The 25,786-nt window shown below is 41.6% G+C and carries 24 protein-coding genes; 21 read left to right on the top strand and 3 right to left on the bottom strand.

The window, feature by feature from the left end; genetic code table 11:
• The first annotated feature begins 167 nt into the window (after positions 1-167).
• From CLV38_RS10390 to CLV38_RS10375, 4 genes are all read left to right on the top strand, one after another.
• Positions 168-443 (top strand): hypothetical protein, encoded by a 276-nt coding sequence (locus CLV38_RS10390; protein WP_106195228.1) that lies wholly within the window; start codon positions 168-170, stop codon positions 441-443.
• 97 nt (positions 444-540) lie between these two features.
• Positions 541-1,047, top strand: coding sequence for a hypothetical protein (locus CLV38_RS10385; RefSeq protein WP_106195225.1), 507 nt, complete (start codon positions 541-543; stop codon positions 1,045-1,047).
• Between the two features lie 398 nt (positions 1,048-1,445).
• Positions 1,446-3,002 carry a collagenase gene (locus CLV38_RS10380; RefSeq protein WP_106195222.1) on the top strand — a complete coding sequence of 519 codons (1,557 nt, stop codon included), beginning with the start codon at positions 1,446-1,448 and terminating at the stop codon, positions 3,000-3,002.
• Positions 3,003-3,272: 270 nt separating this feature from the next.
• Positions 3,273-3,473, top strand: a complete 201-nt coding sequence (locus CLV38_RS10375; protein WP_106195219.1) for a hypothetical protein — start codon at positions 3,273-3,275, stop codon at positions 3,471-3,473.
• 97 nt (positions 3,474-3,570) lie between these two features.
• Here CLV38_RS10375 and CLV38_RS10370 read toward each other — a convergent pair whose 3' ends face one another.
• The gene (locus CLV38_RS10370; RefSeq protein WP_106195215.1) at positions 3,571-4,665 is read right to left on the bottom strand and encodes a DNA alkylation repair protein; all 1,095 of its coding nucleotides are present in this window, start codon (positions 4,663-4,665) and stop codon (positions 3,571-3,573) included.
• A 371-nt stretch (positions 4,666-5,036) separates the two neighbouring features.
• Here CLV38_RS10370 and CLV38_RS10365 point away from each other — a divergent pair, with 371 nt between their 5' ends.
• The 7 genes from CLV38_RS10365 (at position 5,037) to CLV38_RS10335 (ending at position 11,424) form a co-directional block, all read left to right on the top strand.
• Complete coding sequence (locus tag CLV38_RS10365; RefSeq protein WP_106195212.1) at positions 5,037-5,783, top strand: hypothetical protein; 747 nt, start codon at positions 5,037-5,039, stop codon at positions 5,781-5,783.
• Complete coding sequence (locus CLV38_RS10360; protein WP_106195209.1) at positions 5,784-6,548, top strand: alpha/beta hydrolase; 765 nt, start codon at positions 5,784-5,786, stop codon at positions 6,546-6,548. It abuts the gene before it with no gap.
• A gap of 243 nt (positions 6,549-6,791) precedes the next feature.
• Positions 6,792-7,544, top strand: a complete 753-nt coding sequence (pxpB, locus tag CLV38_RS10355) for a 5-oxoprolinase subunit PxpB (protein WP_106195206.1) — start codon at positions 6,792-6,794, stop codon at positions 7,542-7,544.
• Positions 7,522-8,955, top strand: a complete 1,434-nt coding sequence (locus CLV38_RS10350; protein ID WP_170068883.1) for a 5-oxoprolinase/urea amidolyase family protein — start codon at positions 7,522-7,524, stop codon at positions 8,953-8,955. The genes pxpB and CLV38_RS10350 overlap by 23 nt, the downstream gene beginning before the upstream one ends.
• Before the next feature lie 39 nt (positions 8,956-8,994).
• Positions 8,995-9,747, top strand: a complete 753-nt coding sequence (locus CLV38_RS10345; protein WP_106195200.1) for a LamB/YcsF family protein — start codon at positions 8,995-8,997, stop codon at positions 9,745-9,747.
• A gap of 38 nt (positions 9,748-9,785) precedes the next feature.
• On the top strand, positions 9,786-10,565 hold the full coding sequence (locus CLV38_RS10340) for a Cof-type HAD-IIB family hydrolase (RefSeq protein WP_106195197.1): 780 nt from the start codon (positions 9,786-9,788) through the stop codon (positions 10,563-10,565).
• A gap of 367 nt (positions 10,566-10,932) precedes the next feature.
• On the top strand, positions 10,933-11,424 hold the full coding sequence (locus CLV38_RS10335) for a metal-dependent hydrolase (protein ID WP_106195194.1): 492 nt from the start codon (positions 10,933-10,935) through the stop codon (positions 11,422-11,424).
• Positions 11,425-11,506: 82 nt separating this feature from the next.
• Here the strand turns inward: CLV38_RS10335 and CLV38_RS10330 are convergent, their stop codons facing one another.
• Positions 11,507-11,866 (bottom strand): hypothetical protein, encoded by a 360-nt coding sequence (locus CLV38_RS10330; protein WP_106195191.1) that lies wholly within the window; start codon positions 11,864-11,866, stop codon positions 11,507-11,509.
• Between the two features lie 432 nt (positions 11,867-12,298).
• Here CLV38_RS10330 and CLV38_RS10325 point away from each other — a divergent pair, with 432 nt between their 5' ends.
• From CLV38_RS10325 to CLV38_RS10285, 9 genes are all read left to right on the top strand, one after another.
• Positions 12,299-13,525 (top strand): amidohydrolase, encoded by a 1,227-nt coding sequence (locus CLV38_RS10325; protein WP_106195188.1) that lies wholly within the window; start codon positions 12,299-12,301, stop codon positions 13,523-13,525.
• A gap of 20 nt (positions 13,526-13,545) precedes the next feature.
• Positions 13,546-14,733: an amidohydrolase gene (locus CLV38_RS10320; protein WP_106195185.1), complete on the top strand. Its 1,188-nt coding sequence runs from the start codon at positions 13,546-13,548 to the stop codon at positions 14,731-14,733.
• Between the two features lie 36 nt (positions 14,734-14,769).
• Positions 14,770-15,720, top strand: a complete 951-nt coding sequence (locus CLV38_RS10315) for an ABC transporter permease (RefSeq protein ID WP_106195182.1) — start codon at positions 14,770-14,772, stop codon at positions 15,718-15,720.
• 16 nt (positions 15,721-15,736) lie between these two features.
• Positions 15,737-16,690, top strand: coding sequence for an ABC transporter permease (locus CLV38_RS10310; RefSeq protein ID WP_245920582.1), 954 nt, complete (start codon positions 15,737-15,739; stop codon positions 16,688-16,690).
• A 129-nt stretch (positions 16,691-16,819) separates the two neighbouring features.
• A complete protein-coding gene (locus tag CLV38_RS10305; RefSeq protein WP_170068882.1) occupies positions 16,820-18,508 on the top strand; it encodes an ABC transporter substrate-binding protein in 1,689 nt (562 codons plus the stop codon).
• 124 nt (positions 18,509-18,632) lie between these two features.
• Positions 18,633-19,727 (top strand): ABC transporter ATP-binding protein, encoded by a 1,095-nt coding sequence (locus tag CLV38_RS10300; protein WP_106195173.1) that lies wholly within the window; start codon positions 18,633-18,635, stop codon positions 19,725-19,727.
• On the top strand, positions 19,711-20,691 hold the full coding sequence (locus CLV38_RS10295) for an ABC transporter ATP-binding protein (protein ID WP_106195168.1): 981 nt from the start codon (positions 19,711-19,713) through the stop codon (positions 20,689-20,691). Before CLV38_RS10300 ends, CLV38_RS10295 begins: the two co-directional genes overlap by 17 nt.
• A 77-nt stretch (positions 20,692-20,768) precedes the next feature.
• Positions 20,769-22,139: a M20/M25/M40 family metallo-hydrolase gene (locus tag CLV38_RS10290; protein ID WP_106195165.1), complete on the top strand. Its 1,371-nt coding sequence runs from the start codon at positions 20,769-20,771 to the stop codon at positions 22,137-22,139.
• Positions 22,140-22,589: 450 nt separating this feature from the next.
• Positions 22,590-24,323, top strand: a complete 1,734-nt coding sequence (locus tag CLV38_RS10285) for a Na/Pi cotransporter family protein (protein ID WP_245920581.1) — start codon at positions 22,590-22,592, stop codon at positions 24,321-24,323.
• A gap of 80 nt (positions 24,324-24,403) precedes the next feature.
• Here CLV38_RS10285 and CLV38_RS10280 read toward each other — a convergent pair whose 3' ends face one another.
• Positions 24,404-25,294 carry a fumarylacetoacetate hydrolase family protein gene (locus CLV38_RS10280; protein ID WP_170068881.1) on the bottom strand — a complete coding sequence of 297 codons (891 nt, stop codon included), beginning with the start codon at positions 25,292-25,294 and terminating at the stop codon, positions 24,404-24,406.
• A gap of 172 nt (positions 25,295-25,466) precedes the next feature.
• Between CLV38_RS10280 and CLV38_RS10275 the strand changes: the two genes are divergently transcribed.
• Positions 25,467-25,697 carry a DUF2969 family protein gene (locus CLV38_RS10275; RefSeq protein WP_106195157.1) on the top strand — a complete coding sequence of 77 codons (231 nt, stop codon included), beginning with the start codon at positions 25,467-25,469 and terminating at the stop codon, positions 25,695-25,697.
• Positions 25,698-25,786 lie beyond the last annotated feature (89 nt).

Here is a 25,786-nt window from a genome sequence, read left to right as displayed (position 1 = left end):
TAGGGAAGTCCTCTTTTCTGTGAATTTAGTGTGGTAACTCTATTCTACAGAAGGGACTTCCTTTTTTCTATTTACACAAAATATTTTACACTCTCCTCGAAATTAAAATTAGAGACCTGTCTAAAATAATAGGTATTTCTCCTTATAAAAATAACATGAGGGATTTCATGAAATACAATGATCCTAGTACTTTGTTGAAGAAAATGATTGAAAATATTTATAGATCATCCAATTCATTTGAAAACATTCCTGATTTACTTTTTGTCTATAATACGATGTATAATAGCAACTCTTTGAACATAAGAAATGAAGCAATTCATGGTAGAGAATATTTATTAAATAGTCAGTTAAGGTTTGCTACAGTAAGTACATTAATATCAATCTTAGCAATCGATTATAGAATTAAGTTAATTAGAAATACGCAAGCACAAAATAATGAATGATTAATTTTGAATAAATAGAAAAGGTAATAGTTTAATAAGAGACTTCTGTTGAAGAATATTTAACTTGGGTAGTAATTCTTATAAGAGGGTGAGTGTAATGACTAAAACTTTAGTAAGCGGTGACGAGGTTAAGAGTGCATTAGGAATAAAAGACTTTAGAAATCTTTCTAAAGATAAGATTATGGAATTTGTTTCATTAATACCTAACATGGATAAAGAAGTTGCAATTGAGATTATTAGACAATTTCCCTCGTTTGTAGATTTTGGAAATACTGTTGTTGGGCAATTAAAGCTTCTTGTTGATGAAACTGTAAAGTCAAATGATGATAGTAACAATGCTTCTTTAGATGCATATCGAAAAGTGTTGAATGAATTAAGCTTTCTACTTCAGAAGGAACACATAAATGAAGAAGAAAGAAAATGGATTGTTAAAGAAATGATTTTAGTAGCAGACAGGATGGCTACTAAAGACACAGAAAACAAAAGATTACTAGATAGCTTGGTTAAATATGGTGGGTCAATTGCGACCGGTGCATTAGTATTAGGAGCTGCAATTCTAGGTGTTAAATCTGGAAATATTAAAATACCAAAAATTAAAGGTTAAAGATCATGATGTCTATATTATTTACAGATATTCATTTAAAATAATTACTGAAGTAACATCACAAAGCATAGGCGTATGCGTGAAAATTTAGTCTAAACCATTACCAAAACAATTACTATATAACTATAAACGTTGATGCGAGGGGGATTAGATGAGCCCCCTCAACTCCATAATTGAAAAAGATGCTGTATTCATTAAGTTGAATACAGCATCTTTTTTATTTCTGAACAACCTTAAAAAAATACCAAACTAATCCTTCATCAGTCGAATTTCACCTATTTTTAGCAAGCGTGAATACTTATATCCGGTCACATACATTTTAATTAGTCACTATTATCTTTTTTCAATATGGTATACTTTAGCAAATATATAGATAAGCCACATGAGGAGTGGATCAGATGGAAAGCATCAAACACATGCTGGTATCAGTCATACGATTTGTAGTGATGACTGGAATCATTTTATTTACATACATATTTGTTGGACCTACAGTGGGCACGATTATTTTTATTGTAGGATTTATCCTTTTGTTGGCAATTTTTATTGATGCGCTAATAGGATTGATTAAAGGGAAAACTCGATGGTTAAAGACATCAGGACGATTCAACCTTATTATGGTACTTACCGATTGTGTAGTCATTAGTTTAATTCTGCTTATTACATGGTCTGGCAATATCGTCATTCAGGAAGAGTTTGGCCCCCTGTCGGCAATGGAAAAGATGAGTTTTGTACATAACGCTTTATCCTCAAATGAAAAAGAAATCAGTTCGTTTACTCAGGATTATCCTGTTTTAGAAACGAATCATATCACATTTCGGTACCACCCTGACACTGAGGTGTCGGTTGAGAGAATGGTGACTGCATTAGCTGCCATAGAAGAATTGGAAAAAGAAATTTACGGACATGAGATTCAAAAAGTTAAGCCACTGGAAGTTCTTGTCTTGAGAAATGCCGATGATTATTATCAGTTAAATCCTACCATTAAAACAGAGGATGCAGGATTATATGACCCTAATCGAAAGCGAACGATCATGTATTATGATGGAGTCAATGCTATGGAAGAAGACTTTTACGTTGTTGAGACGTTCATCCATGAATACAGTCATTATCTTTTAGACCTGTTTATAGAGCAGGAAGATTTGAAATATCATGAGGTTCCTGTCTGGATTAATGAAGGAATAGCCGAGCTAATGAGGAATCGTATCATCAGTAGTATGAGACTTCCGGAAGAAAGAGATTCAAATATCAGTTTTCTCGATTTACAAACATCCTTCGAATGGAATCAAGCTCGGGAGACTAACGATGTTTACTATCAGGCTTATCTAGCAGTTGAGTATATCATTGGAAGGCACGGTAATCCCTCTGTACTGCCGGAGATTTTGCTGCATCAAAAAGAAACGGGGGACTTCGCTCAAAGCTTTGACAAGACGACGGGGCTAAAATTAACTGAGCTGCATCAGACGGTTTCTTCAGTTGACCAAAAACTGAATTTAGCCTGGAATACTTGGTCGATTGACGGAGACTATCAGGAAGCGGAAAGCCTTTATGAAGAAGTGCTCGAGGACATTCCCTACCATAATTTTGCTTGGCAGCAGTCTGCATTAATGCATGAAGTAAATAACAATTGGGACGAAGCGATCACAGCTAGACGAGAGCATATTCAAGTAAATCCGACCACAGATAGCTTACTGAACCTGTCTTATATGCTCGTACTCACTGACTCAAAAGAGGCAGCAACTATGGCATTAGAAGCACTAGAAGCCTCAGAAAATGGACCATATGATCAAATCTTCTTTTACGAGCAATGGGTGGAAGATGTGAGTCACTATCATCAGCTTATGGCAGAAAACAAGACTATAGAAGCCTATGAGTCAATTATGAAAAGCGAGCACTTGTCTTATCAGCCAACAATACTGGAAGAGCTTATCAATATGAGAAATGCTGTGGGTTATTAAGCTACAGTAAATTCTGGAGTTAGTTTTTTTACTGCTAATACAAAGTGAAAATTCTACTAGTAGAACTATGAACGCAGATACATGAGTATCAAGGTGGCTGGACAATGAGCCGAGTCCTCAACTCTATAAGTAAGTAATACGCGGATAGAAAACTACCTGAAAACCAGTATATATAAATAGTTTACAGGTAGTTTTTTCAGTATCTGAATACTGTGGTGTAAAAAAGAGTAACGGCTTGTTATTATTAAAGAAAGAAGAGGAGGGGAATAGATGGTTAAAGTCAAAAATAAGAATGGAAGAGTGATTAAACCCAAAGGTGTCACACTTTCAGAAGTTGATAAAGCTAACAAGCTAGTCGGGCTTAACCTATATGATACCGCGACTCGAAAACGACCTCGTAATCCGGATGAGGAACGTGTTCTAAAGAAATGGGAAGAAGAGCGCGGCGGTAAGAAAATAGGAACAATCTAATCATGCAATAAACGTAACGCTTGGTCACTAAGACTGAGCGTTTTTTGATGAATAAAAGGGATAGTCAGAGAACCCCCAAGGTACACCTGACAGTCAGTCAGACGCTCAATGTTACAGCTGTTTTGGCCACTTCAATACCGTTTACTAAAAGGACGATGTGATGATGACCTGCATAGTGACGGCGCGTCGTGAGGTCATTCCATTTGTACCGCTTGACTCCTGTAAGGGTCGTTTTACCAGTCACGGTTTTATCTGAAATATGAAATGCTTTTCGACTACCCTGTCCATTTGATTTGACGAAATCAATGGCGTATTCGATGCGAAGATTCGTTTCCTCCTTTAACTCCAGTGTAATGGTGTAGGTAAATTCACTTTGCTCGCCGAGAGATACTGATTCAGGTGAAGATGAAATTTTAGCATTACTGATAACTTTTGGGTCGAGTACATAACCGAACAATGTCATGATGTCAGGGTTTGTATTTTTTATTAAAGTCCTGCAGCCCCGTCTGACTATCCAATCTGTATCAGAGCTTATCCCGAGCCAGGTCCGTGCGGTCTTTAGGATAAGGTCCGGATGATCTTTTGAAATATCATTGAGATTATTGGCCACGCTTTTTCGTACATATAATGAACGATCTTCCTTAAGCAGATTTAAAATAGATAAAACAGGTTCCGGATTTGCTTTGAATAGAGGCAGGGCTTCTGCCCAAGGGAGTCGCGGGCGGCATCCTTCACTGGCCAATCTTCTGACATGTTCATTGGAATGGAGTGCCCATTGCGTCATCTGTTTCATTGTGCGCTCGGGATCGTTTAGCAGGAACGGTCTTATGGCAAATTCAGAAGAAGAGCATCGCGTGAACGTTTCAAGTGCCAGCATGGATAAATCCCAATACCTGTTTTCATGTCCAAATACTGTGACAAAATCAGGAAAGAAGAGATAAGGGAACCCGCTGCAGTCTTCTGCGACCTTAAACAAAACCTCTAGAGCGTCTTCGTAATTTGGTGGTAAGAAATATCCCAGCTTTTCAGCGATAGCTTTTGAACGTCCTCTGACAGATAACGCGCTCCAGTTGTCGTCCAAAACCGCCGCCACGAAATCAGTTGTCTGAAATCCGCTGTAGACTGTTTCTACTTTACTAGCCAATTCCAGGAGAAAGTCTCTTGAATAGATATCTTTTAAATTGTCTGCCATGGTTAATCCTCCTAAGTGGTTAGTAGATGTTCAGATCAAATCCCTTGCATTAGCTAGTCGCTGATTTGATTCTCAGGGTGCTCATTTTACACGTTTTAACCTGACACCATTATGGCATATTAAGAAGTAAAGAACGACCTGTAATCTCACCACGAATGCTTATATTTTGGGAGGCACTCTGATAGTGTGTTACATTTTAAGGTAATGATAAATAATAAAGACGACGTATACTCAGCAAATAGTGGAGGAATCAAATGACCAAGTTCTTTAAAAGTTTATGTGTTCTAAACAGCGTATCTCTCGTACTAACGGTCATCTACTGATTATTTCCAGGAGACAGTGTCTGGTGGAATGGGTATGGTGGGTTACTTTTGGTTTCGCTGATTGGGACAAGTGTGGCTAGTGTATATGGTAGCAGGTATAGCAAACTGGATATCTCCTATCTCCTGCTGTCCACTGTTGGGCTGTTTGCCGTTATGCTGATCAATACGATAGTATCCTTGAATCCGACGAATCAGTCATCCAGAAGTGTGCTGTCTGCTGTCATCATGATGGTGATTTTAGCAGTTGGAGTAGGAATCACAGGTACACCTGTACCAAAAAAGAGGCGCTACAGTAGACATAAAAGGACATTCACCTACAGCAGGGAAAGCAAACTAAAGAAGGTAAGCCAAGTGGTTATGCAGGTCCTGTTAAGTGTTGTTCTGTTGACCGGGTGCTATTTAGCTTATGTGCTGGTGACTCGAACCAGTTCAGGATTAGCGGAAGTTGCTGTTTCTCAGTATAGTTTGTTTTACAGCCTTATTTTCCTCAACTCTGCTGGGCTGCTCTTGAAAGTCATGTCATCTAAAGACAAACCTGTTCTGTCTTATAGTGTGTCAGCTGTTGGAGTCGTATTGTTTGTGGTATTTGCTTTGCCCTTCTTGTCGATTCCCTCACAACTGAACGATGCAGAGGACAACTTCACCGAAGCATTTGGTAATGAGTGGGAAACGTTTGAAAATAATCTGTCTACTTTCAGAGAGGGACCCCTTTCGATTCCCGCTTATTTTTTTGGACTTCCTTCAGAAAACTATGCTCTCACAGAGGATATTCTCTATTATGAAGGGACAGAATGAGTGGATGAGGGACTGGAACTGCGCTTTGATGTCTATACCCCTTTAGAAGATGCAGCTGATTTGCCGGGTGAAGGGGCTACTCTGATCCGGATTCACGGCGGTGGATGGGATACCGGTGGCAAAGGCGAAGGGAATTTCCCCCAGATGAATAAATACTTTGCGGCTCAAGGCTATGTGGTTTTCGATGTGCAGTATGGCTTGAATGATCAGGATCAGTTTGTTGAGTTTGCGGAAGTTGCTGACGAAGTGGCAGGTGCTTTTTCAATAGATGATATGGTTCGTCATTTAGGGTTGTTTACGACGTATCTTGCTGATCATCATGAAGAGTATGGAGCTGACATTGACTCGGTATTCATATCAGGTGGGTCTGCCGGTGGACATTTAGGAAATGCTCTTGGCTTATCAGGGAATCAATATGATGACACAATCGATTCAAGACTGACAGTGAGCGGGCTGATCCCTTTTTATCCTGCAAACGGCTTAGCTCAGTACCGTGACTTGACTGGAGAAGAGGGGTTAGTCGACCCGGCTTTAATGGTTGAAGAAGACAGTCCTCCGGCTCTGATTTATCAAGGGGATAAAGATGCCATTGTCGATCCACAGGTAGCCAAACTATTTCGAGAGGCTTATCTAGAACAAGGTAATACAGAAAGTGCCATTATCTGGATGCCTTACGGTGCACATGGCAGTGATTTGTATTTCTCCGGTTTTTATAATCAGACATTTATCTACTATATGGAACGTTTTATGTATCAATACAGGTGAGTAATAGTTAGTTTTGAGGTTCATCTGGCTTGTTTCAGGAAAATAGATACACCGTTAAAGGCAATAATATGATAAACTCCCAATAAAGCAGATGCAGAGTCCTCACCCGTCTGTATTCCTTTATTGGGTTTTTGTTTTTCATTTTTAAGAATTAGGATTGAGTACTTCTAAATAATAGATAATGAGATTTTAAACAGATTATACGATAGAAAAAGTAAAAAGAGTCTGGGAAAGGATGATTGGATGTCTAAGGTAAGTATGTTTCCAGCTGGCGATCAGTCACTCAGGATAGTGTTTGAGAACAAAATCGATCAGACCATACATAAACAGGTGAGTCAGCTTGATGATGCGATTTCACAGAAGGATATCCCAGGCATTAGGGAAACCATTCCTGCTTTTCGGACGCTGACGGTTCTGTATGATGCCTTACAAACTGACTATGAAACGCTATCTGAAACCATATGGTCCTTGCTGTCGGTTAGTCAAAAGATACCTAGAATGAAAAAGAGAATCATTGAGATACCCGTCTGCTACGATGAGCAGTTCGGAATCGATCTGAAAGACGTGGCTAATCATGCAGGATTGTCTGCAGAAGACGTCATCCAGCTGCATAGTGAACGGGACTATCTAATCTATATGCTGGGTTTCCTGCCTGGCTTTGCCTACTTAGGCGGGCTGAATCCAGTCCTAAGCATGCCCAGGTTAAGGACACCGCGGCATAAAATTCAGGCAGGGGCAGTAGGGATCGCTGGGAGCCAGACAGGCATATACCCGGTGGCATCTCCGGGTGGATGGCGACTGATCGGGTCCACACCTGTTCAGCTGTTTGATGCCGATCGGGAGTCGCCTTTTTTATATGAAGCTGGCGATTACATCCGCTTCAGGCCAGTTTCTATAAAAGAGTATGACATGATCCGGCAACAGGTTTATACTAATACCTATCAGTGTAAGGTCAAGATCGAGGAGGATGGCTATGGGGATCCAGGTAACGCGTAGCGGCATGCAGACGACTATTCAAGACCAGGGAAGAAGCGGGTATCAGCGTTACGGTTTTTCCGTTTCAGGCGCAATGGATCAGTTTTCTTACAGATTGGCTAATCTACTGGTTGGCAATACCCATAATGAAGCAGTAATAGAGATGGCAGTCCAAGGAGGGAGCTTCTCTTTTTCAGAGCCAACTACCTTAGCCATTACTGGAGCGGACTGCAGTCCCAGGTTAAACGGTGTGCCGATCACAATGTATCAAGCCGTTCACGTAGAAGCGGGAGATGAGCTCACGACTGACCTCTTGAAAAGCGGCATGTTCTCCTATGTTGGCTTTTTCGGCGGACTGAAAATACCTGAAGTAATGGGCAGTCAGTCTACAAGTACACGCTATGGCATTGGAGGTCTGGAAGGAAGGGCCTTAAAGTCGGGTGATACGATTCAATTTAAAACGATTAGCAATACTTTAATCGAAAGTCAGTCATTAATCATGTCCCTAGAAATACTTAGCGATCTATTTGATTCAGAGATCATCCGGTACGTGCCAACTGAAGACGATACGCACTTTGAAGAAGGAACGCAGGAGCTGTTTTGTCAAAACGACTATTCAGTTTCTGTAAAAGCGGACCGGATGGGGTACAGGCTGGAAGGGCAGGCTGTCGAACCGGATCATCAGCAGGAAAGTCTATCTGAAGCAACGGTATTAGGTGATATTCAAATCCCGCCTGATGGAAAGCCGATCGTTCTCTTAGCTGATCGGCAGACAACAGGCGGCTATCCCGTTATCGGAACCATCTGCAGTGTTGATATACCCAAGATGGTTCAGTGCAGGCCTGGAAAAAAGATCACATTTGTTAGCATTCCTTTAAAAGAGGCGCAAGATTTACTGGCTGAGCAGGAAGAGCTCTTCAGTCAATGGGCAGCACAGCTGACTGATCCAGAGAGAAAAGAAGTGAGTGAGAAAGTGTCTAATGATAAACTAAAACAGGATAATCACATAGAGTGGAATCCTGACCAAATTAAAGATGTTATTCGTAGAGTCGACAAATCAAAGCTGACGTACTTCTCCTACGAAAGTAATCTTGTTAAAGTGAAGCTGGATAAACGGCAACCTCAGTTAGAGATGCCTGAAACCGACCGCTTAGGTGAAAACACACCAGTTGAAAAGCCGGATACTGAACTGATGCAGTCAACACTTGTCGGGGTATATTTCACCCATTCTGAGCGAGGAAATCAATTATATATAAAAGAAGGGGATCATGTCGTCGTGGGACAGGTAGTTGGTAGAATAGAAGCATTGAAGATATCCAATGATGTGATTGCCTTTACAAATGGCATTGTGCGGTCTATTTATGTAGAGAATGATCAGATGGTCGAATATGGCATGCCGCTCATGGAAGTGGAACTGGATAGCGAGAGCTGAGGTAACGAGAAGCTGAATTAATAGGAGTGAGAAAATTAAATGATAAAAGTAGATGTCAACTGTGATTTGGGGGAAAGCTTCGGTCCATACGTTATGGGAATGGATGCAAAAATCATGCCGTACATATCATCCGCCAACATTGCCTGTGGCTTTCATGCATCAGATCCGATGGTAATGGCTGAAACAGTCAAGTCTGCCGAACAGCATGGGGTTGCTTTGGGCGCCCATCCTGGATTGCCTGACTTGATTGGGTTCGGTCGGCGTGATATGGTAATTTCACCTGAAGAAGCTAAAAATGACGTGAAGTACCAGGTTGGAGCATTGGCTGCCTTCAGTAAAACAGGTAAGCTGCATCACGTCAAACCCCATGGTGCACTCTACAATATGGCAGCAAGAGACTATCATTTAGCTTTAGCTATCTGTGAAGCAATCAAAGAGGTGGATCCCGATCTGATACTTTATGGACTGGCAGGCAGTGAACTGATCAGAGCAGCACGCGATATTAATTTGCCTTATGCACAGGAAGTGTTTGCTGACCGTCATTATCAAGATGATGGCACTCTAGTTCCCAGAAGTCAGCCGAATGCGCTCATAGAAGATGAAGCATTAGCTGTGGAACGTATGGTCAAACTGGTCGAAGAAGGAAATATACAAACCCTATCAGGAAAATGGATCGAGCTTCAGCCTGACTCCATTTGTGTTCATGGGGACAATCCTAAAGCGGTCCAGTTTACGAATCGTCTATACACCACCCTGAATAAAAGAGGAATCACAGTCTCTTCAGCAATCTGAGTGAAGAGTTCAAACTATACAATACGAGGAGAAATTGAATGAAACCCACTGCATTAGTGTTTTTTGATTTAGATGGAACGTTGTTAAATGAAGAATCCCAAGTTGATGAGAATGTAAAGGAAGCGCTTGTCGAGTTGAAGAGAAAAGGCGCTGTCCCTTTTATAGCGACTGGTAGAAGCCCGATGGAAATCGAATATGTATTGAAAGATACGATTATCGACTCTTTTATTACCCTTAATGGTCAATATATTCAATTTGAAGGGGAAGAAGTGTACCGGAATGTCATGCCAAAAGAGTTAGTGAATCGTCTGAAACAAATGACAGATAAACACTCTATGCCGCTGTCTATGTATAACTCTGAAAAAATCAGAGCTACTCGCTACAGTGAAACCTTAAAAAAAGCCTACAACTTTATTCATGAGGATCCACCTGAAATAGACAAAACACTGGATGAAAAAGAGGAAATTCTGATGATGCTGATATTGAGCGAAGATCATTCCGTAGACCAGACATTTATTGATGCATTCCCAGAACTATCATTTTACCGTAATACACCTTACAGTATTGATACTATTATCAAAGGCAATTCCAAAGCTACAGGGATAGATGCTCTGCTTGAAGTCATAAAGATGAAAGATGTTCCACTTTACGCTTTTGGAGACGGATCAAATGATAAAGAAATGCTGGAACGTGTCGACCACAGTGTGGCAATGGCTAATGGTCTTGAAGAAGTGAAAGAGGTTGCTGACTATGTGACATCCGCCAATACGAAGGGCGGATTAATTGAAGGGATGAAACACTTCAAACTGATCGACTGATTCTGAAAAAAACTGACTAATTATAAATAGAGCTGCTGTACTCATTTAGTTGAGTACAGCAGTTTTACTATTCACATCATATCAAATCAACCAGGACAATGACTCAGCTATTTATCAAAATAGGCATAACGCCTTCTACAGTTAGTTTTGATATGGTATTATTGATAAATCGTCTATTAAATAATCAAATGAAATAGACAGTTCAGGCACAACCAGTTTAGTCTAGGAGTGCAACGCAAGCGCAATCTACATATAGGCTCGAGGCAGCTCCCGTTAAGCTTCAAATCAGGAAGAAAAGATAAAGCCTGCTTTAACTGATGAGTGTTTAAGAAAACGTTAATAATATTTTAAAGAAGGAGTACCCCCCATGCGTTATCACACACACCTGATGGTCACTTACGCCGCAGCGATGCCTGTACTGGTGTCGACAGGACAACTGACTGTTGGAACGGCTGTAGCCTTAGGAATAGGGGCCGTTTTTCCAGATATCGATCACCCTAAATCGTTTATTGGGAACCGGACGGGCGGCATCAGTCATGGCATCGGAATGGTCTTTGGCCACAGAGGATTAGCCCATTCGCTTGCAGGCGCTGCTGTTGTTCTCTTCCTGACGGGATTACTGGTTTCAGCTCTAAACCTCCCGACTATATGGGGAGACTACTTTATAATCGGCTACATCGCTCACTTAATAGAAGATTCTTTTTCAAAAACAGGCGTAGCCTGGTTTCAGCCGATTTACTCTAAACGTATTCAGTTCGGTTTCAGGAAAGTCTATTATACGACCGGGAAATTCTCAGAAACGATTATTTTTCTGATCGCCTTTTGCGGATTGATGTATCAGATCTCCTTACTATTTTGATTTAGATTACCTTAGACACTATAAAAACGGCCAGATACCTGGATGCAGGTATCTGGCTGTTTTTATGTGTCACCCTACCAACTTACCGTGATGACAGATTATTTAGTTTATCGTTAATTCCCTCTGGATAGTGATGAAAGAGTTGGGCAAGCACTTTTGGATCCGCGCTTGTCGACGTAAGTATATGAACGACCTTCTTAATCAAAAGCTGATCATCAACAGATTGCTTCTTGGCGTTGACTGTTTTATAAGCAACCATGTCATCTAGAACAGAATGGAATTCTTCTACAAACTGTTTGTATTCATGTCCATTTACTAGTAATACGGATTTAACTTTCTGGTTCTTTTTATGAAGACTAAGGGCGTATTCTTCTGGTGTCATGTCTAGTGACTTTGCATATGCTTCTAATTCTTCATATTCCGAATCTATATATTCTTCCAAATATAGTCACCTCTGTTCGTTTAATTCACCTTTAGTATTACGGGATGAATATTTTATAATCATTATAATAGATGTTTTTAGGGGACAAGTAAACAAAAAGTAACAAGCTGTCATTATGTTCTTATCTTTTGTTCACTACTTTGTCACTTATTTTATGTAAGTGAATAATTAGTTTTATATGCTAAAAATATGCACTATATGAATAATACTGGTTATATGTCACAAAAACGACACAAATAATATGAAAACGCTTCTATTATTTAAATAAAAGTAATAAATGAGAAACTCTCTCATTAAATTATAGAAAAATGATAGATATTATCGTAAAAAGAATTGACAATTATAGCGGTAGTGTTTAAACTTTAAAAAACAGTAAGAAAAATGATAATTTTCTCATTTAGACTTATTGAACTCTTAAGGAGTGGTTTAGTTATGACAATTGAAAACCTGGAAGAAGACTTAAATCACTTATTTCCTGAAACGGTTAAGTGGAGAAGGCATCTGCATGAAAATCCGGAACCTTCATTTGAAGAGTGGAACACTAGACAGTTTATAGCAGCGAAACTTAGAGAATTCGGTTATGAAGAAATAGAAGAAGAAGTAGGGGGCGGAGGAATTGTAGCCTACTTAAGAGGTGAACACTATGGTCCTACTATCGCTTTTCGGGCTGATTTCGACGCATTGCGTATTGAAGAGGAAACAGGGCTGGACTTCTCTTCAAAAAATCCGGGCGTTATGCATGCCTGTGGACATGATGGTCACACTGCAACATTACTTAGTGTAGCTAAAGTATTGAAGGCTCACGAGAATGATTTAGCGGGGACAGTGAAATTTATTTTCCAGCATGCGGAAGAAGTATTACCTGGTGGTGGAAAATCGATGGTGGATGCTGGTGTGCTGGACGACGTGGATGCAGTATATGGATTGCATTTGAGGTCGCCGCTTGAATATGGAACAGTTTCTTATTGTTCCGGTTATGCCATGGCAGCAGCTGATTTCTTCAGCATTACGATTCAGGGGAAAGGCGGACATGCAGCTCATCCCAGTTCAACAGTGGATGCAGTTGTGGTCGCATCTTACGTCGTCAATCAGCTTCAAAGTATCATCAGTCGTCAGAAAGATCCAAACCAATCAGGCGTGCTGACCTTCTCTACATTTAAAGCAGGAGATGGTGCACATAACGTCATAGCGGATAAGGCTTCGCTAAAAGGAACGGTACGGACTTTTGATCCTGACTTGAGAGACTTGGTAGAAGAAAAATTAAAAACCATGACGGAAAGCATCTGCCAGGCTCACGGCGCCACATGTGAAGTCAATTACACTAGAGGTTATCCAGCTTTATACAATCATATAGAAGAAACAGAACTAATCAAGACATTATTTACTGAAAACCGTAAAGAGGTTAAAGTCGAATCCATCCCGTTACGTATGGGCGGCGAAGACTTCTCTTACTTCTTACAGAAAAAACCAGGCTCTTTCTTTTTTGTTCATTCAGGTAATGAAGAAAAGGGAATCGTCTACCCTCATCATCATCCGAAGTTTGATTTTGATGAACGCGCCATGCTCGTGGGCGGGAAATGCTTTGTGGATATTGTCGAACATTATCTAATGGCACCCACTAAAACAGTTGAAGAATCACAGCACGTAGCAGGAGAATAAACGGGAAAGAGGGATGTTTCATGGCATATGAAGAATGGACTAAAGAATTAAAAGACAATTACCTGGAAACAGTTGCCTGGAGGAGACACCTGCATGCTCACCCGGAACCTTCTTTTGAAGAAGTTGAAACAGCTCGTTTCGTCAGGGAAAAGCTCGAGTCATTCGGACTGGATGATATACGGACAGATGTAGGAAATGGATACGGAATCGTCGGAAAGATCAACGGGAAGTATCCTGGGCCGACTATCGCACTAAGAGCTGATTTCGATGCTTTAAGAGTGACGGAAGAAGTCAACCTCTCTTTTAAATCAAAAAACGAAGGGATCATGCATGCCTGTGGACATGATGGACATACCGCAGCACTTTTAAGTGTAGCTAAAGTCATGGCCAGGCATAAAGATGAACTACACGGTAATATCGTTCTCCTGCATCAGCACGCAGAAGAAGTGCTGCCAGGTGGAGCAAAATCGATGGTCGAAGATGGGGCACTGGAAGGCGTTGACTATGTCTTTGGCATCCACCTTGGAGCGACACAGCCATTAAATAAAGTGTTTTACAACGTCAAATTCGGTTCAGCCAATTCTGATTCGTTTTTGATGAAGATTCAGGGGAAAGGTGGTCACGGTGCGGCACCGCATGATACACATGATGCGCTGACAGTCGGCACACAGATCGTCACAAACCTACAACAGATCGTGAGTCGCATGACTGACCCGGTCAAACCCGCTGTTCTGACGTTTGCAGGTTTCCAGTCAGGTGGAGAAGCATACAACATTATCGCTGATTCAACCGAAATCAAAGGAACCGTCCGGACCTTGCATGAAGAAGTTCAACACAAAGTTGAACGCAAACTCAGAGAAATGAGTGAGCATATTGCAGCGGCATATGACTCAACAATCGAATTGAACTACACGAAAGGGTATCCGGCAATCGAAAATACTCCGGAGGTTGTTGAAAAAGTCAAACAGTCATTTTTAAGTGTTTTTCCTGAAAATGAAGTTGGAGAAGTCAAAGAATCAATGGGTGGAGAAGATTTTGCTTATTTCTTAAAAGAAAAACCGGGTGCTTTTTTAAGAGTAGGCGCTCAGCCACCAGAAAAGGAAGATGCTTATCCGCATCACCATCCTAAATTTGAAATCGACGAACGCGCACTGCTCAGATCAGGCGAAGTGTTCTTAGCTATTATCAGCACATATCTAAAAGGGTGACCGGTTAGACCGTATGAACAGAAAGAAGGGAAGAAGATGAAAAAATACATTATAAAACGACTGCTCACCGCCATTCCAGTTTTACTGATGATTTCTATTGGCGCTTTTATCATGATGAATCTCGCACCTGGAGATCCGACAGATCTTTACGTCTCACCGGATGCAACACCGATTCAAATCGAAGCAACCAGAAGAGCACTAGGTCTTGACCAGCCGTATCCGGTTCAGTATGTCAGATGGCTGGGGCGCGCATTGCAAGGAGATTTGGGCATCAATTACTCGACCCGATATCCTGTACTGCCGATCCTGATTTCCAGGGTAGGACCAACAATCGTTCTGATGGGGGCAACATTGCTGGTTTCTTATATTGTTGCTATTCCGTTAGGCATATTGAGTGCCAGGAAACACGGAACATGGGTGGATAATCTGCTCACAGGCGGATCATTTGTCGGTGTATCCATACCGAACTTCTTCCTGGGATTAGGACTGATTTATATTTTCTCCGTTCAGCTGGGGTGGTTCCCGACTGGGGGAATGTCTCAGTTAGGAGGAGAGAGTGGCTTCTTCAGTGTTATCCACCACCTTATTTTACCGGTCATCGTCTTATCGGCATTTTATATCGCCAATATGACACGGTATATGAGGGCAACGATGATTCAAGTCTATGGTGAAAATTATATACGAACTGCAACGGCCAAGGGATTGGCATCAGAAGTGATCCTGACCCGACACGGGATACGGAATGCTTTAATACCGGTGATCACAATCATTGGAACAGACTTGCCCCGACTAGTTGGTGGCGCTATCGTTACTGAACAGATCTTCCAGTGGCCAGGTTTGGGCCGACTGACCATTATGGCGATACAGCAAAGGGAATACCCGATGCTAATGGCGATCACGATGTTATCGGCAGTCGTTGTCTTATTTGCAAACTTATTCGTAGACATCATGTATGCAGTAGTCGATCCACGTATTAAATACAATTAGAAAGGGGGAGAAATGAATGGCGCAAAATGTCGGCAACAAAAATGCAGAAGCCATGTTTCATCTTGTCGATGCAGTTGAAAGAGTGAATTATCCGGGCAATGCAGCTGAACAAGTAGCAACTGATGGAGACAGTTATATAAAAACGATTGCTAAACGATTTTTCAAAAATAAAGTGGCAGTCGTCAGTCTGGTTATCTTTCTGATAATGGTATTGATCGCTGTGTTTGCCAATCAGATCGCACCGCACGCGAGGGATGCCTCAGCTGGGCGATTCAGAGCTGCCCCCTATGATAACTTCTATCTGGGAACAGATGACATTGGACGAGATGTGCTGTCACGACTGATTCATGGAACGCAGGTATCTATGATAGTAGGGTTAGGTTCTGTTTCCATTTATGTCATGATCGGAACCACACTCGGACTCGTATCCGGCTACTTCGGCGGATTCATTGATGGCGTGATCATGCGTATTACAGAAGCCTTCATGTCCTTTCCGTTTTTCATGGTCATCCTGACGCTGGTGTCATTACTGGGCTCCGGGATATGGGTGGTAACACTCGTACTGGGGGTACTGAGCTGGCCGCCACTTTGTCGATTAGTCAGGGGACAAGTCATGCAGCTGAAAGAGCAGGATTTCGTTTTAGCAGCTGTTGCGACAGGGTATTCAACACCTGGACTCCTGTTCATCCATATACTGCCAAATGTATTATCTCCAATATTGGTTAATGCCACTTTTGGTATTGCAACAGCCATTTTAACAGAAGCATCATTAAGCTTCCTTGGAGTTGGCGTTCAAAGACCACGTCCAAGCTGGGGGAATATTCTATCAGAAGCACAGTCCCTTCGCGTACTGGCTGGTGAACCATGGAGATGGGTTCCGGCAGGGATCCTGATTTTTATTGCAGTACTGGCTATCAACTTTATTGGTGACGGCTTAAGAGAAGCTATTGAAGGGGAAACGAAAGGCTGAGGCACTTTGGGGAAAGGCAGTCAGCCTGAATCCTGTTTAAGGATTCATTAAAAGTAAACGTCTATCACAACTAACTATTTTTTATTAGGGGATCGCCAAATGGTGATAACTCACAAAGGGGAGAAAAACATGTCTAAGATGAAGAAAATGTTAAAATACGGAACGGTTATGTTTGCATCAACGCTCGTATTATCAGCTTGTGGAAACGGGGATGTTCCTGATTTGGATGATGATACTGGAGCTGCAGATGATCCCGATACGGAAGAAACAGCCGAAGGGGACCTTCCGGAAGTTGAAGAAGGCGATACCTCTACATTAATGATTGGGTTAACAAATGCACCAGACAGTTTCAATCCATTTTACCGTCCTGGTGTCGCAGGAACATGGATCCAGCGCTTCTTCTACGACAGTTTACTCGTTATGCCGACTGCCGAAGACTTTGAGCCCGGATTAGCAACATTTGAAACAGATGACAATCAGGTCTTCACAGTCACGATCGATCCGGATGCCAACTGGACTGACGGTGAACCGGTAACAGCTAATGATGTAGCCTTTACACTGAATACAATTGCTGATCCTGAAGTGGAAACAACTTTAGGAACAAGTACAGCCATGATTCAAGGAACAGATTCTTCAGGTGTTCGTGTTGAAGGCTCAGATGAATTGTCAGGGGTTGAGATAGTAGATGAAAAGACTTTAACAATCACAACTGAAGAGCCTGTCGATTTAGCATTAATTTCTGAATTTTTAGGATTCAATGTTCTGATTGCACCTGAACATATCTTTGGAGATATTGAAGTAGCAGATATTCCTAACTCAGAAGCGGCAACTATGCCAACTGTATTCAGTGGAGCGTATCAGTTCGTCGAGTATGACACAGATAATTATGTTCACTTGGAAGCAAATCCTGATTACCACCGTGGAGCGCCTGCAATTGAAACAGTGTATGCCCGTGTCATGAATGGAACAGCCTTGATTACTGAGTTTCAGGCAGGCAATCTTCATATGGCTGCTGGAGGCGGAATCGGAATGGTTCCCGTACAGGATGTAGCATTGCTAGAAGACATTGATGGATTAGTTGTGGAAGAAAATCCTAGTTTCAACGGTCAGTATATGATCATTAACAACGAGCGTTTTCCTGATCCTCGAGTACGTCAGGCCTTTGCCTACGCATTTAACAGAGAGTTAACAGTAGACAACTTGCTTGAAGGACGCGGAGAAGTGTTATCATCCACTTATTCGACAGCAAGCCCGTATAAAGATGAAGCTCTTGAACCACTACCGTACGATCCGGAAATGGCTACTCAGTTACTTGAAGAAGCCGGATTCGACTTTAACCAGACACTGGACTTTGTTGTACCGACAGGAAATGCTGTCCGTGAACAAAATGGTGACTTGATCGAGCAGTGGTTAACTGAAATCGGAGTAGACGTCAATCTGCAGACATATGATTTCCCTACTTGGTTGGCAATGGCTAATGACCTTGATTATGATATTGGTCTGATGGGTTGGGGACATACAGTAGACCCTAACATTGCGTCTTATGTTCAAACAGGTGGCGCATCCAATAACATGGGTATTGAAGATTCAACAATCGATGGTCTGCTTGAACAGGGAATGGCTGGAACAGATTATGACGAACGTTTCCCAATCTATGCTGAACTGCAGCAGTACCTTCAAGATGAAATGCCAATCGTACCGCTTTACTCAGACTCACAGTTCGCTGTAAGATCTGAAGCATTAAATGGTGGAATCAAAGAGTACTGGGCAGGCTCTCTACACGACCTGCACGAATGGACATTGGATTCACAGGACTAAAGTAACCCTATCAAATACAGGCGAAAGCTGATGGAAAGAGACACTCATATATATAACGTTTAATGGGTGTCTCTTTTTCAATTAGTGAGACTGACATAAGCTTAGAAAGAACGAGGTGAAAGAAATGGAAGATAGAACAATTTTGGAAGTTAATGATTTGGCAATTTCTTTCCAGACCTTTGAAGGAGTTGTACAGGCTGTTCGAGGCGTTAATTTTTCTCTGAAAAAAGGAGAAACGCTGGCAATCGTAGGAGAATCCGGAAGCGGGAAATCTGTTTCCACTAAAGCAATCAATCGACTGCTACCTAAAAAGAACACCATTATCGAAAGTGGTGAGATTCTTTTTGAAGGTCGGGACCTGTTAACTGTTTCAGAAAAGGAAATGCAGAAGGTCCGCGGAAATGATATTGCTATGATTTTCCAGGATCCCATGACCTCACTCAATCCGACTATGCAGGTAGGCAAACAGATTGCTGAACCGGTTATGAAACACAAAGGGGTCAGTAAAGAAAAAGCAAAACAGCGTGCGCTTGAACTGATGGATCTGGTTGGCATTAAAGAACCGACTAAAAAATATAAACATTACCCACACCAGTTTTCAGGCGGAATGAGACAAAGGGTTATGATCGCTATCGCATTGGCCTGTGAGCCTAAAATCCTTATAGCTGATGAGCCGACGACTGCCCTGGATGTAACCATTCAGGCTCAGATCCTTGATTTGATGAACAAACTGAAAAAAGAGCTGGATACCTCTATCATTTTCATTACACACGACCTAGGTGTCGTTGCACAGATGGCTGACCGTGTGGCTGTTATGTATGCAGGGCAAATCGTGGAAATAGGAACAGCGGATGAAATTTTCTATAACCCTATGCATCCTTACACCTGGGGGCTTTTGGCTTCCATGCCGACACTCGATGTTGGACAGACGGATTTGTATACCATCCCAGGATCACCTCCTAACTTATTGAATCCACCAGAGGGAGATGCCTTCGCAGCACGTAATGAATACGCCTTGGAAATCGATTTTCACAAAGAACCAGACTTATTTAAAATTACAGATACGCACTTTGCAAAAACATGGCTGCTTCACCCAAGTGCCCCGTCAGTTACTCCGCCTAACGAGGTGGTCAGACGCAAGGAAAAATATGAGTCGTTACAGTCGGGAAAGAGTCAGGCGATTAGAGTAGGAGGCGAAGCCATTGGCAGCAGAACCTAAAAAAAGAAAGCCGATCGTTGAAATAAAAGAGTTCAAACAGTATTTTAATGCAGGCAAGAAAAGTGAAGTTCGTGCTGTCAAAGATGTCAGCTTCTCTATTTATGAAGGCGAGACCTTTGGATTAGTGGGCGAATCCGGAAGCGGAAAGTCGACGACGGGTCGTGCACTCATTAAACTGGGGGACTTGACTGGTGGTCAGATCACCTATAAAGGACAAGATATTTCAGGGATCAAGAGACGAAAAGATCTGCTGAAATTCCGTAAATCCATGCAGATGATTTTTCAGGATCCCTATGCCTCTTTGAATCCGAGATTAACCGTTAAAGAAATTATAGGTGGCGCTTTGAAAGTGCATGGAATGAGTGAAAACAGCAAGGAACGAACAGAAAGAGTCTATGAGCTTTTGGAATCTGTCGGGCTGAACAGGCAGTTTGCCAATCGTTACCCTAAAGAGTTTTCAGGAGGACAATGCCAGCGTGTCGGTATTGCTAGAGCATTAGCTGTTGAACCAGACTTTATCATCTGTGACGAAGCTATTTCTGCTCTGGATGTATCCATTCAAGCGCAGGTTATCAATCTTCTGATCGAACTGAAAGAAAGCAATAACCTGACGTATCTGTTTATTGCTCATGACCTCTCTATGGTGAAATATATCAGTGACCGTATTGGCGTCATGAATAATGGCCGAATTCTTGAAGTGTGTGAAGCAGATGAATTATACATCGCGCCGCTTCATCCCTATACAGAGTCACTGTTATCAGCTATTCCGACACCGGATCCGGAAACAGAAAGAAGCCGTGTGCGAACGGAATATGATCCTGCTTACCATCATTACGATGATCTTGATAATGTCAGACTGCACGAAATCGCTCCTGAACATTATATCTATTGCCACAAAGACGAAGTGGCACTGTATAGAAAAAAACGAGAAAAACTGTTAAAAAAAGCAAAACAATATGCCTGAGGTAAAAAGACATCGATGAGAAGTCCGTTAACGACTGTCTTATCTTTGTCTTTTTGCACTAAATTGGAGGAAAAAGAATGCAGACGAGCAGCAATAGTGTGAAAACTATTATCGACAAGCGTAAAAAGGAATTTTTCGATTATCTGAGATTGGATTCCGTTTCAACTCAAAATCGGTCGATTGAGCCGACCGTTAAGTACGTCACGGAATTGATCAGCTCAACGGGCGGCGATTTTCAAGTGCTCGATGACCTGGGCGGGAATCCGGTCGTCTACGGCTTTTTCAAGGCAGGGCCTAAAGGGAATGCTGATAAGACTGTTTTATTTTACAATCACTACGATGTTCAGCCTGAGGACCCATTGGACGAGTGGGAAACGGATCCGTTTGACCCCACTGTCATTGACGGCAAACTATTTTGTCGTGGAGTGACAGACAATAAAGCAAATTTCATTCTGCGTTTATATGCTATCGAGTACTTAATGCAAAGTGAGGAAGGTTTGCCCTGCAATGTGAAGTTTCTTGTTGAAGGGGAAGAAGAAAACGGTAGTCCCAATCTGGATGCCTACCTTAAAAAATACGCAGATTTATTCAAAAGTGATGGCTGCATCTGGGAGTTCGGCGGGAAAAATGAGAAAGAACAATTTGTCATTGAAACTGGCGTTAAAGGAATGGCTTACTTTGATGTGTTTGTAGAAAGTGCAGACGTCGATATTCATTCGTCCCTTGGAGCAGTAGTGGACAATGCAGCCTGGCGTCTGACTCATGCATTGGCTTCATTGAGAGATAAACATAATCATGTTTTGGTAGATGGTTTTTATGATGATATTGAACAGCCCTCAGCTTCTGCACAGCAGGCAGTAAAAGAGAAAAAAGTCAGTCAGGACAAGATTGCCGCCATATATGGGTTAAAACACCCGTTTATTACTGAACAGCTGGACTGGACTGCTGAAGAAGCGTTGGCATTTTACCCAACCATGACGATTTGTGGTCTGCTTTCAGGCTATACTGATGAGGGAACTAAGACCGTTCTGCCTAGAAAGGCTTCTGCTAAACTGGACTGCCGTTTAGTTCCAGGTCAGGATCCTTTAAAAATTGAACAGTTACTTAGACAGCACTTGGATAAAAACGGATTTGCGGATGTCAAACTTGATTTACTGAAAGGGTCAAAAGCATTCCGTTCAGATATCGATCATCCATTCGTTCAGACAGTGAAAGAATCTGCTGAAGAAGTCTATGGCACAAGCAGCGAAGTTGTACTGTCGCCGACAAATCCTGGTACTGGTCCAATGTTCAGCTTCGGAGAGCACCTCGGGATTCCAGTAGCCAGCAGTGGCTGCGGTCATGCCGAAGGAAAAGCCCATGCACCTAATGAGTCTATCCGCTTGACTGATTTTGAACAGGGAACGCATCATATGGTAGAGTTCCTGAAAAAATTTAAAGACGCTTAAAACAGAGATTTTTCTCTGTTTTTTTGCGTCTCTTCTTTTTTTAAAAAATGAGAAATCCTCTTTTGTTACTAAAATGTGAACTTTAGATGAAAATGGTGTCAAGACAGGATACGGTGAGATAAGAAAACGAGAGAGAATGTAAACGCATTAGTATTATTTTCAGAATCACAAAACCGAATAATTGATTTTATAAATACCTATTCATACGGAAATAAGGATACAGGAGCGCTAATAAAAATGATAGCGATTACTTAGCGGAAAACTGATCAGTTAAAATTAGTCTATTTATATTAAATTTTTCTAATAAAGCAGATTAATGTATTTTTTCAGTAAATTTAGTTTTAAGATAAGAGATAGAATGACCAAAATGGCAATAAGGAAGAACTGTTTCATTCAGACAGTCTTTTTGGAGTTCTAAAACTAGATAACTATTAAGATGGAGGGTTTTGTTTGGACACACAACAGATAGCATTCATGTTTTTCGGAGGACTGGGGATTTTCCTGTTCGGACTGAAATATATGGGAGATGGATTACAGAAAAGTGCAGGGGATAGTTTACGAGAAATTCTCAATAAATTTACATCCACACCACTTCGAGCTATTTTAGCCGGTATATTTGTAACCATTCTGTTTCAAACGAGTACAGGGACGACCGTCCTGACGGTTGGATTAGTCAGTGCCGGATTTATGAAGCTGAAACAAGCGATTGGTGTCATTATGGGAGCCAATATTGGAACAACAGCTACTGCTTTTATCATCGGGTTTAACATTGGAGCTTATGCGCTGCCGATCATTGCAATCGGATCAGCCATGCTGTTCTTCTTTAAACGTCCGATCATCAATAATATCGGACAAGTCTTCTTCGGTATCGGAACTATTTTCTACGGGCTGACGCTCATGGGGGATGCGATGAGGCCGCTGAGGGATTTGGAAATGTTCAGGGAACTGATGGTTACCTTATCTGATAATCCATTCCTGGGCGTTGTTGGCGGAACACTGTTGACCTTTGTCTTACAAAGCTCAACTGCAACAATCGGAATTATTCAAGAGTTGTATGGTCAAGGCAGCATGGAACTGACTGCGGCTTTACCTATTTTATTCGGTAGTAATATCGGAACGACCTTTACAGCCATTATTGCCGCTGTAGGAGCTAGTGTAGCAGCTAAACGCTCATCTGCTTCTCATGTTATATTCAACCTTGTCGGAACAGCACTGGTCCTAATCGTGCTGACACCTTTTACTAATTTACTGATCGCCATTTCAGGTGCGTTGAACCTTAACCCCGCTATGCAGATTGCATTCGGTCATGGTATGTTCAACGTCGTCAACGTACTGATCCAAATGTGGTTCATCAGTCAACTGGCAGCCATAGTGTCCAAAATAGTACCGGGTGATGATGCCCTCATTGAATACGATGCATCACATCTTGATTATTCATTGATCACCACTGCGCCATCAGTCGCCTTGAACCAGGCAAAACGTGAAATACATCAGATGGGTGAATTCGTCCTTGAAGAGTATCGCGAAATGTTCAAGTACTATAAAAATCAGGATGAAGTCAGCCTGGCAAACACTCTGCAGATGGAAGATGTCGTAAACAAGATCGACACGCATTTAACAGAGTACCTCATGCTGATATCGGTAGAGGATCTGCCGCTCAAGAGCTCAACGGAGCACGCACAGATGATGGATATCACGAAGTACCTCGAACGTATTGGGGATCACAGTGAAAACATCTTAAATAATATCAAAGAAGCGGTCAGAGCAAATAAGAAACATGCTAAAAATAAGAATGGCAAGCAACCGGAGAAAATCTTCTATGATGAAGATTTGATTGCCTTGTTCCATTTAGTAGAACAAAATATTCAGGACGCGGTCAAGTCCTTCACAGAAGACAGTTACTCATTAGCCGGTGGCGTCATCAAGCGTGAAAAAGAAGTAAACCGCCTGGAAAATGAAATCAGAATCAAATACATTGAACGACTAAACTCAGGAGTCGGCCTGCCATCTGACGGAATTTTGTTTGTAGATATCGTTTCTAACCTGGAACGTATGTCTGATCACTCAGCAAAAATTGCGAAACATTCACTTGGTATCCGCTATCCATTCCAGCATCAGTCTCGTACACCGAGACACGGGCAGCCAAAAGAGGTTACCGAAGGCGTGGAAATCAGCAATACCTGATAGATTACTAATCAAAGACCCCAGAGATCAGCATTAAAATCTGATCCCTGGGGTCTTTCCTTAATTAATGGCTCAACACATTATACAAGATGATTTGTTAAGGTGCCGATTTTATCAATCGTAATGTCCAGTCTGTCCTTGGCTTTAAGCCAGTCTGGATTGGATTGTTCAAGTATTACACCGCTTGGGGTCCCTGTAAATATCATGTCTCCAGGGTTTAATGTCATATACTGACTGGCCTGGCTTACGATTTTTGACACTGAGAAAATCATTTCTGAAGTGGAACTGTCCTGAACGATCTTACCATTTAATTTTGTCTGAATGGCCAAGTTCTCTACATTAGGTAGCTCATCTTTTGTCACAATGGAAGGGCCAACTGGTGCAAAGTAATCAAGTGTTTTACCGATCATCCACTGAGATGACTGAAACTGTAATGCACGGTCACTTAAATCGTTTCCGATAGTGTAACCGAAAATAGCATCTTTGGCTGCTTTCTCGCACACGCTGTTAACGCGTTTTCCAATGATAATCACAAGTTCGGCTTCATAATCAACCTTCTGAGTAATAGAAGGCAGAGGTATCGTCTGCTTATGTGCTGCCAGTGCATTTGGAAATTTATTAAAGAAGACAGGACTAACAGGCACTTCTCCGCCGGTGGCTTTGACATGGTCCACATAATTCATTCCCACACAAAGAATTTTCTCCGGCTGATTGATGACTGGCAGATAATGAATGTCTGACTCAGCCAATAAGTAATTATCCAGTGAAAAATGCAGATCGCCTGCCTGATCGATAACCTGTCTGATTAGATCGAGTCCATCATCTACGCTCTTCAGTAAATCAGTCATACTTAAGGGAATCGTTGCATTGAGATGGTCTGCTAATCTCTGTATAGCCAGGATTCCGTCTTCTGTCTGTACACCTAAAAATTCACCTGGAACCTTATTATGGCTATAGCGTACAAGTTTCATGTTCATTTCTCCTTTTTTTATGCTATCTAGATTATATGAGAAATAGAAAGAGATAACAAAAATAACGATTGTACTTGATTAAGCAGAATCAGTTTATATACTTGCTCTTATGCGGCTTTTTTAGTAAACTGAAAAGACGGTAGTTAGAGATCGAACTGGAGGAAAATAACATATGAGTAAACGGAATAAAAACATTGAAGTTGAAATAAACGAAACGGAGAACAGTAAAGGCAACTATACTGAACTGGAATTAGTCGTCCGCAAAAAAGTTATCGGTAAAATCATGCAGAAAGAAGATGGCCCGGTGTCAGTGGAATTTAAAACAGGTAAAAAAAGAACGGCCCGTTCAGTTGATGAAGGCGTTCAGCTGGTAATCGAAGAATATAACTTACATGATGAATAAAGAAATAATGAAGCAAAGCAGCTGAGACTGCTTTGCTTATTTTTTTTACGAAAGCTTATGAATAGTGGTTGTAAAGCTTCTTATGGTAA

The organism is Alkalibacterium olivapovliticus, assembly GCF_003003275.1.
Lineage (GTDB): Bacteria > Bacillota > Bacilli > Lactobacillales > Carnobacteriaceae_A > Alkalibacterium > Alkalibacterium olivapovliticum.
The sequence above is the reverse complement of the archived record's forward strand: the minus strand, read 5'-3'. Positions and strand labels throughout refer to the sequence as shown.

Coding starts and splice junctions, on each gene's coding strand:
- CLV38_RS10390 (WP_106195228.1), top strand. CDS start 168: ATGAAATACAATGATCCTAGTACTTTGTTGAAGAAAATGATTGAAAAT.
- CLV38_RS10385 (WP_106195225.1), top strand. CDS start 541: ATGACTAAAACTTTAGTAAGCGGTGACGAGGTTAAGAGTGCATTAGGA.
- CLV38_RS10380 (WP_106195222.1), top strand. CDS start 1,446: ATGGAAAGCATCAAACACATGCTGGTATCAGTCATACGATTTGTAGTG.
- CLV38_RS10375 (WP_106195219.1), top strand. CDS start 3,273: ATGGTTAAAGTCAAAAATAAGAATGGAAGAGTGATTAAACCCAAAGGT.
- CLV38_RS10370 (WP_106195215.1), bottom strand. CDS start 4,665: ATGGCAGACAATTTAAAAGATATCTATTCAAGAGACTTTCTCCTGGAA.
- pxpB (WP_106195206.1), top strand. CDS start 6,792: ATGTCTAAGGTAAGTATGTTTCCAGCTGGCGATCAGTCACTCAGGATA.
- CLV38_RS10350 (WP_170068883.1), top strand. CDS start 7,522: ATGGGGATCCAGGTAACGCGTAGCGGCATGCAGACGACTATTCAAGAC.
- CLV38_RS10345 (WP_106195200.1), top strand. CDS start 8,995: ATGATAAAAGTAGATGTCAACTGTGATTTGGGGGAAAGCTTCGGTCCA.
- CLV38_RS10340 (WP_106195197.1), top strand. CDS start 9,786: ATGAAACCCACTGCATTAGTGTTTTTTGATTTAGATGGAACGTTGTTA.
- CLV38_RS10335 (WP_106195194.1), top strand. CDS start 10,933: ATGCGTTATCACACACACCTGATGGTCACTTACGCCGCAGCGATGCCT.
- CLV38_RS10325 (WP_106195188.1), top strand. CDS start 12,299: ATGACAATTGAAAACCTGGAAGAAGACTTAAATCACTTATTTCCTGAA.
- CLV38_RS10320 (WP_106195185.1), top strand. CDS start 13,546: ATGGCATATGAAGAATGGACTAAAGAATTAAAAGACAATTACCTGGAA.
- CLV38_RS10315 (WP_106195182.1), top strand. CDS start 14,770: ATGAAAAAATACATTATAAAACGACTGCTCACCGCCATTCCAGTTTTA.
- CLV38_RS10310 (WP_245920582.1), top strand. CDS start 15,737: ATGGCGCAAAATGTCGGCAACAAAAATGCAGAAGCCATGTTTCATCTT.
- CLV38_RS10305 (WP_170068882.1), top strand. CDS start 16,820: ATGTCTAAGATGAAGAAAATGTTAAAATACGGAACGGTTATGTTTGCA.
- CLV38_RS10300 (WP_106195173.1), top strand. CDS start 18,633: ATGGAAGATAGAACAATTTTGGAAGTTAATGATTTGGCAATTTCTTTC.
- CLV38_RS10290 (WP_106195165.1), top strand. CDS start 20,769: ATGCAGACGAGCAGCAATAGTGTGAAAACTATTATCGACAAGCGTAAA.
- CLV38_RS10280 (WP_170068881.1), bottom strand. CDS start 25,294: ATGAAACTTGTACGCTATAGCCATAATAAGGTTCCAGGTGAATTTTTA.
- CLV38_RS10275 (WP_106195157.1), top strand. CDS start 25,467: ATGAGTAAACGGAATAAAAACATTGAAGTTGAAATAAACGAAACGGAG.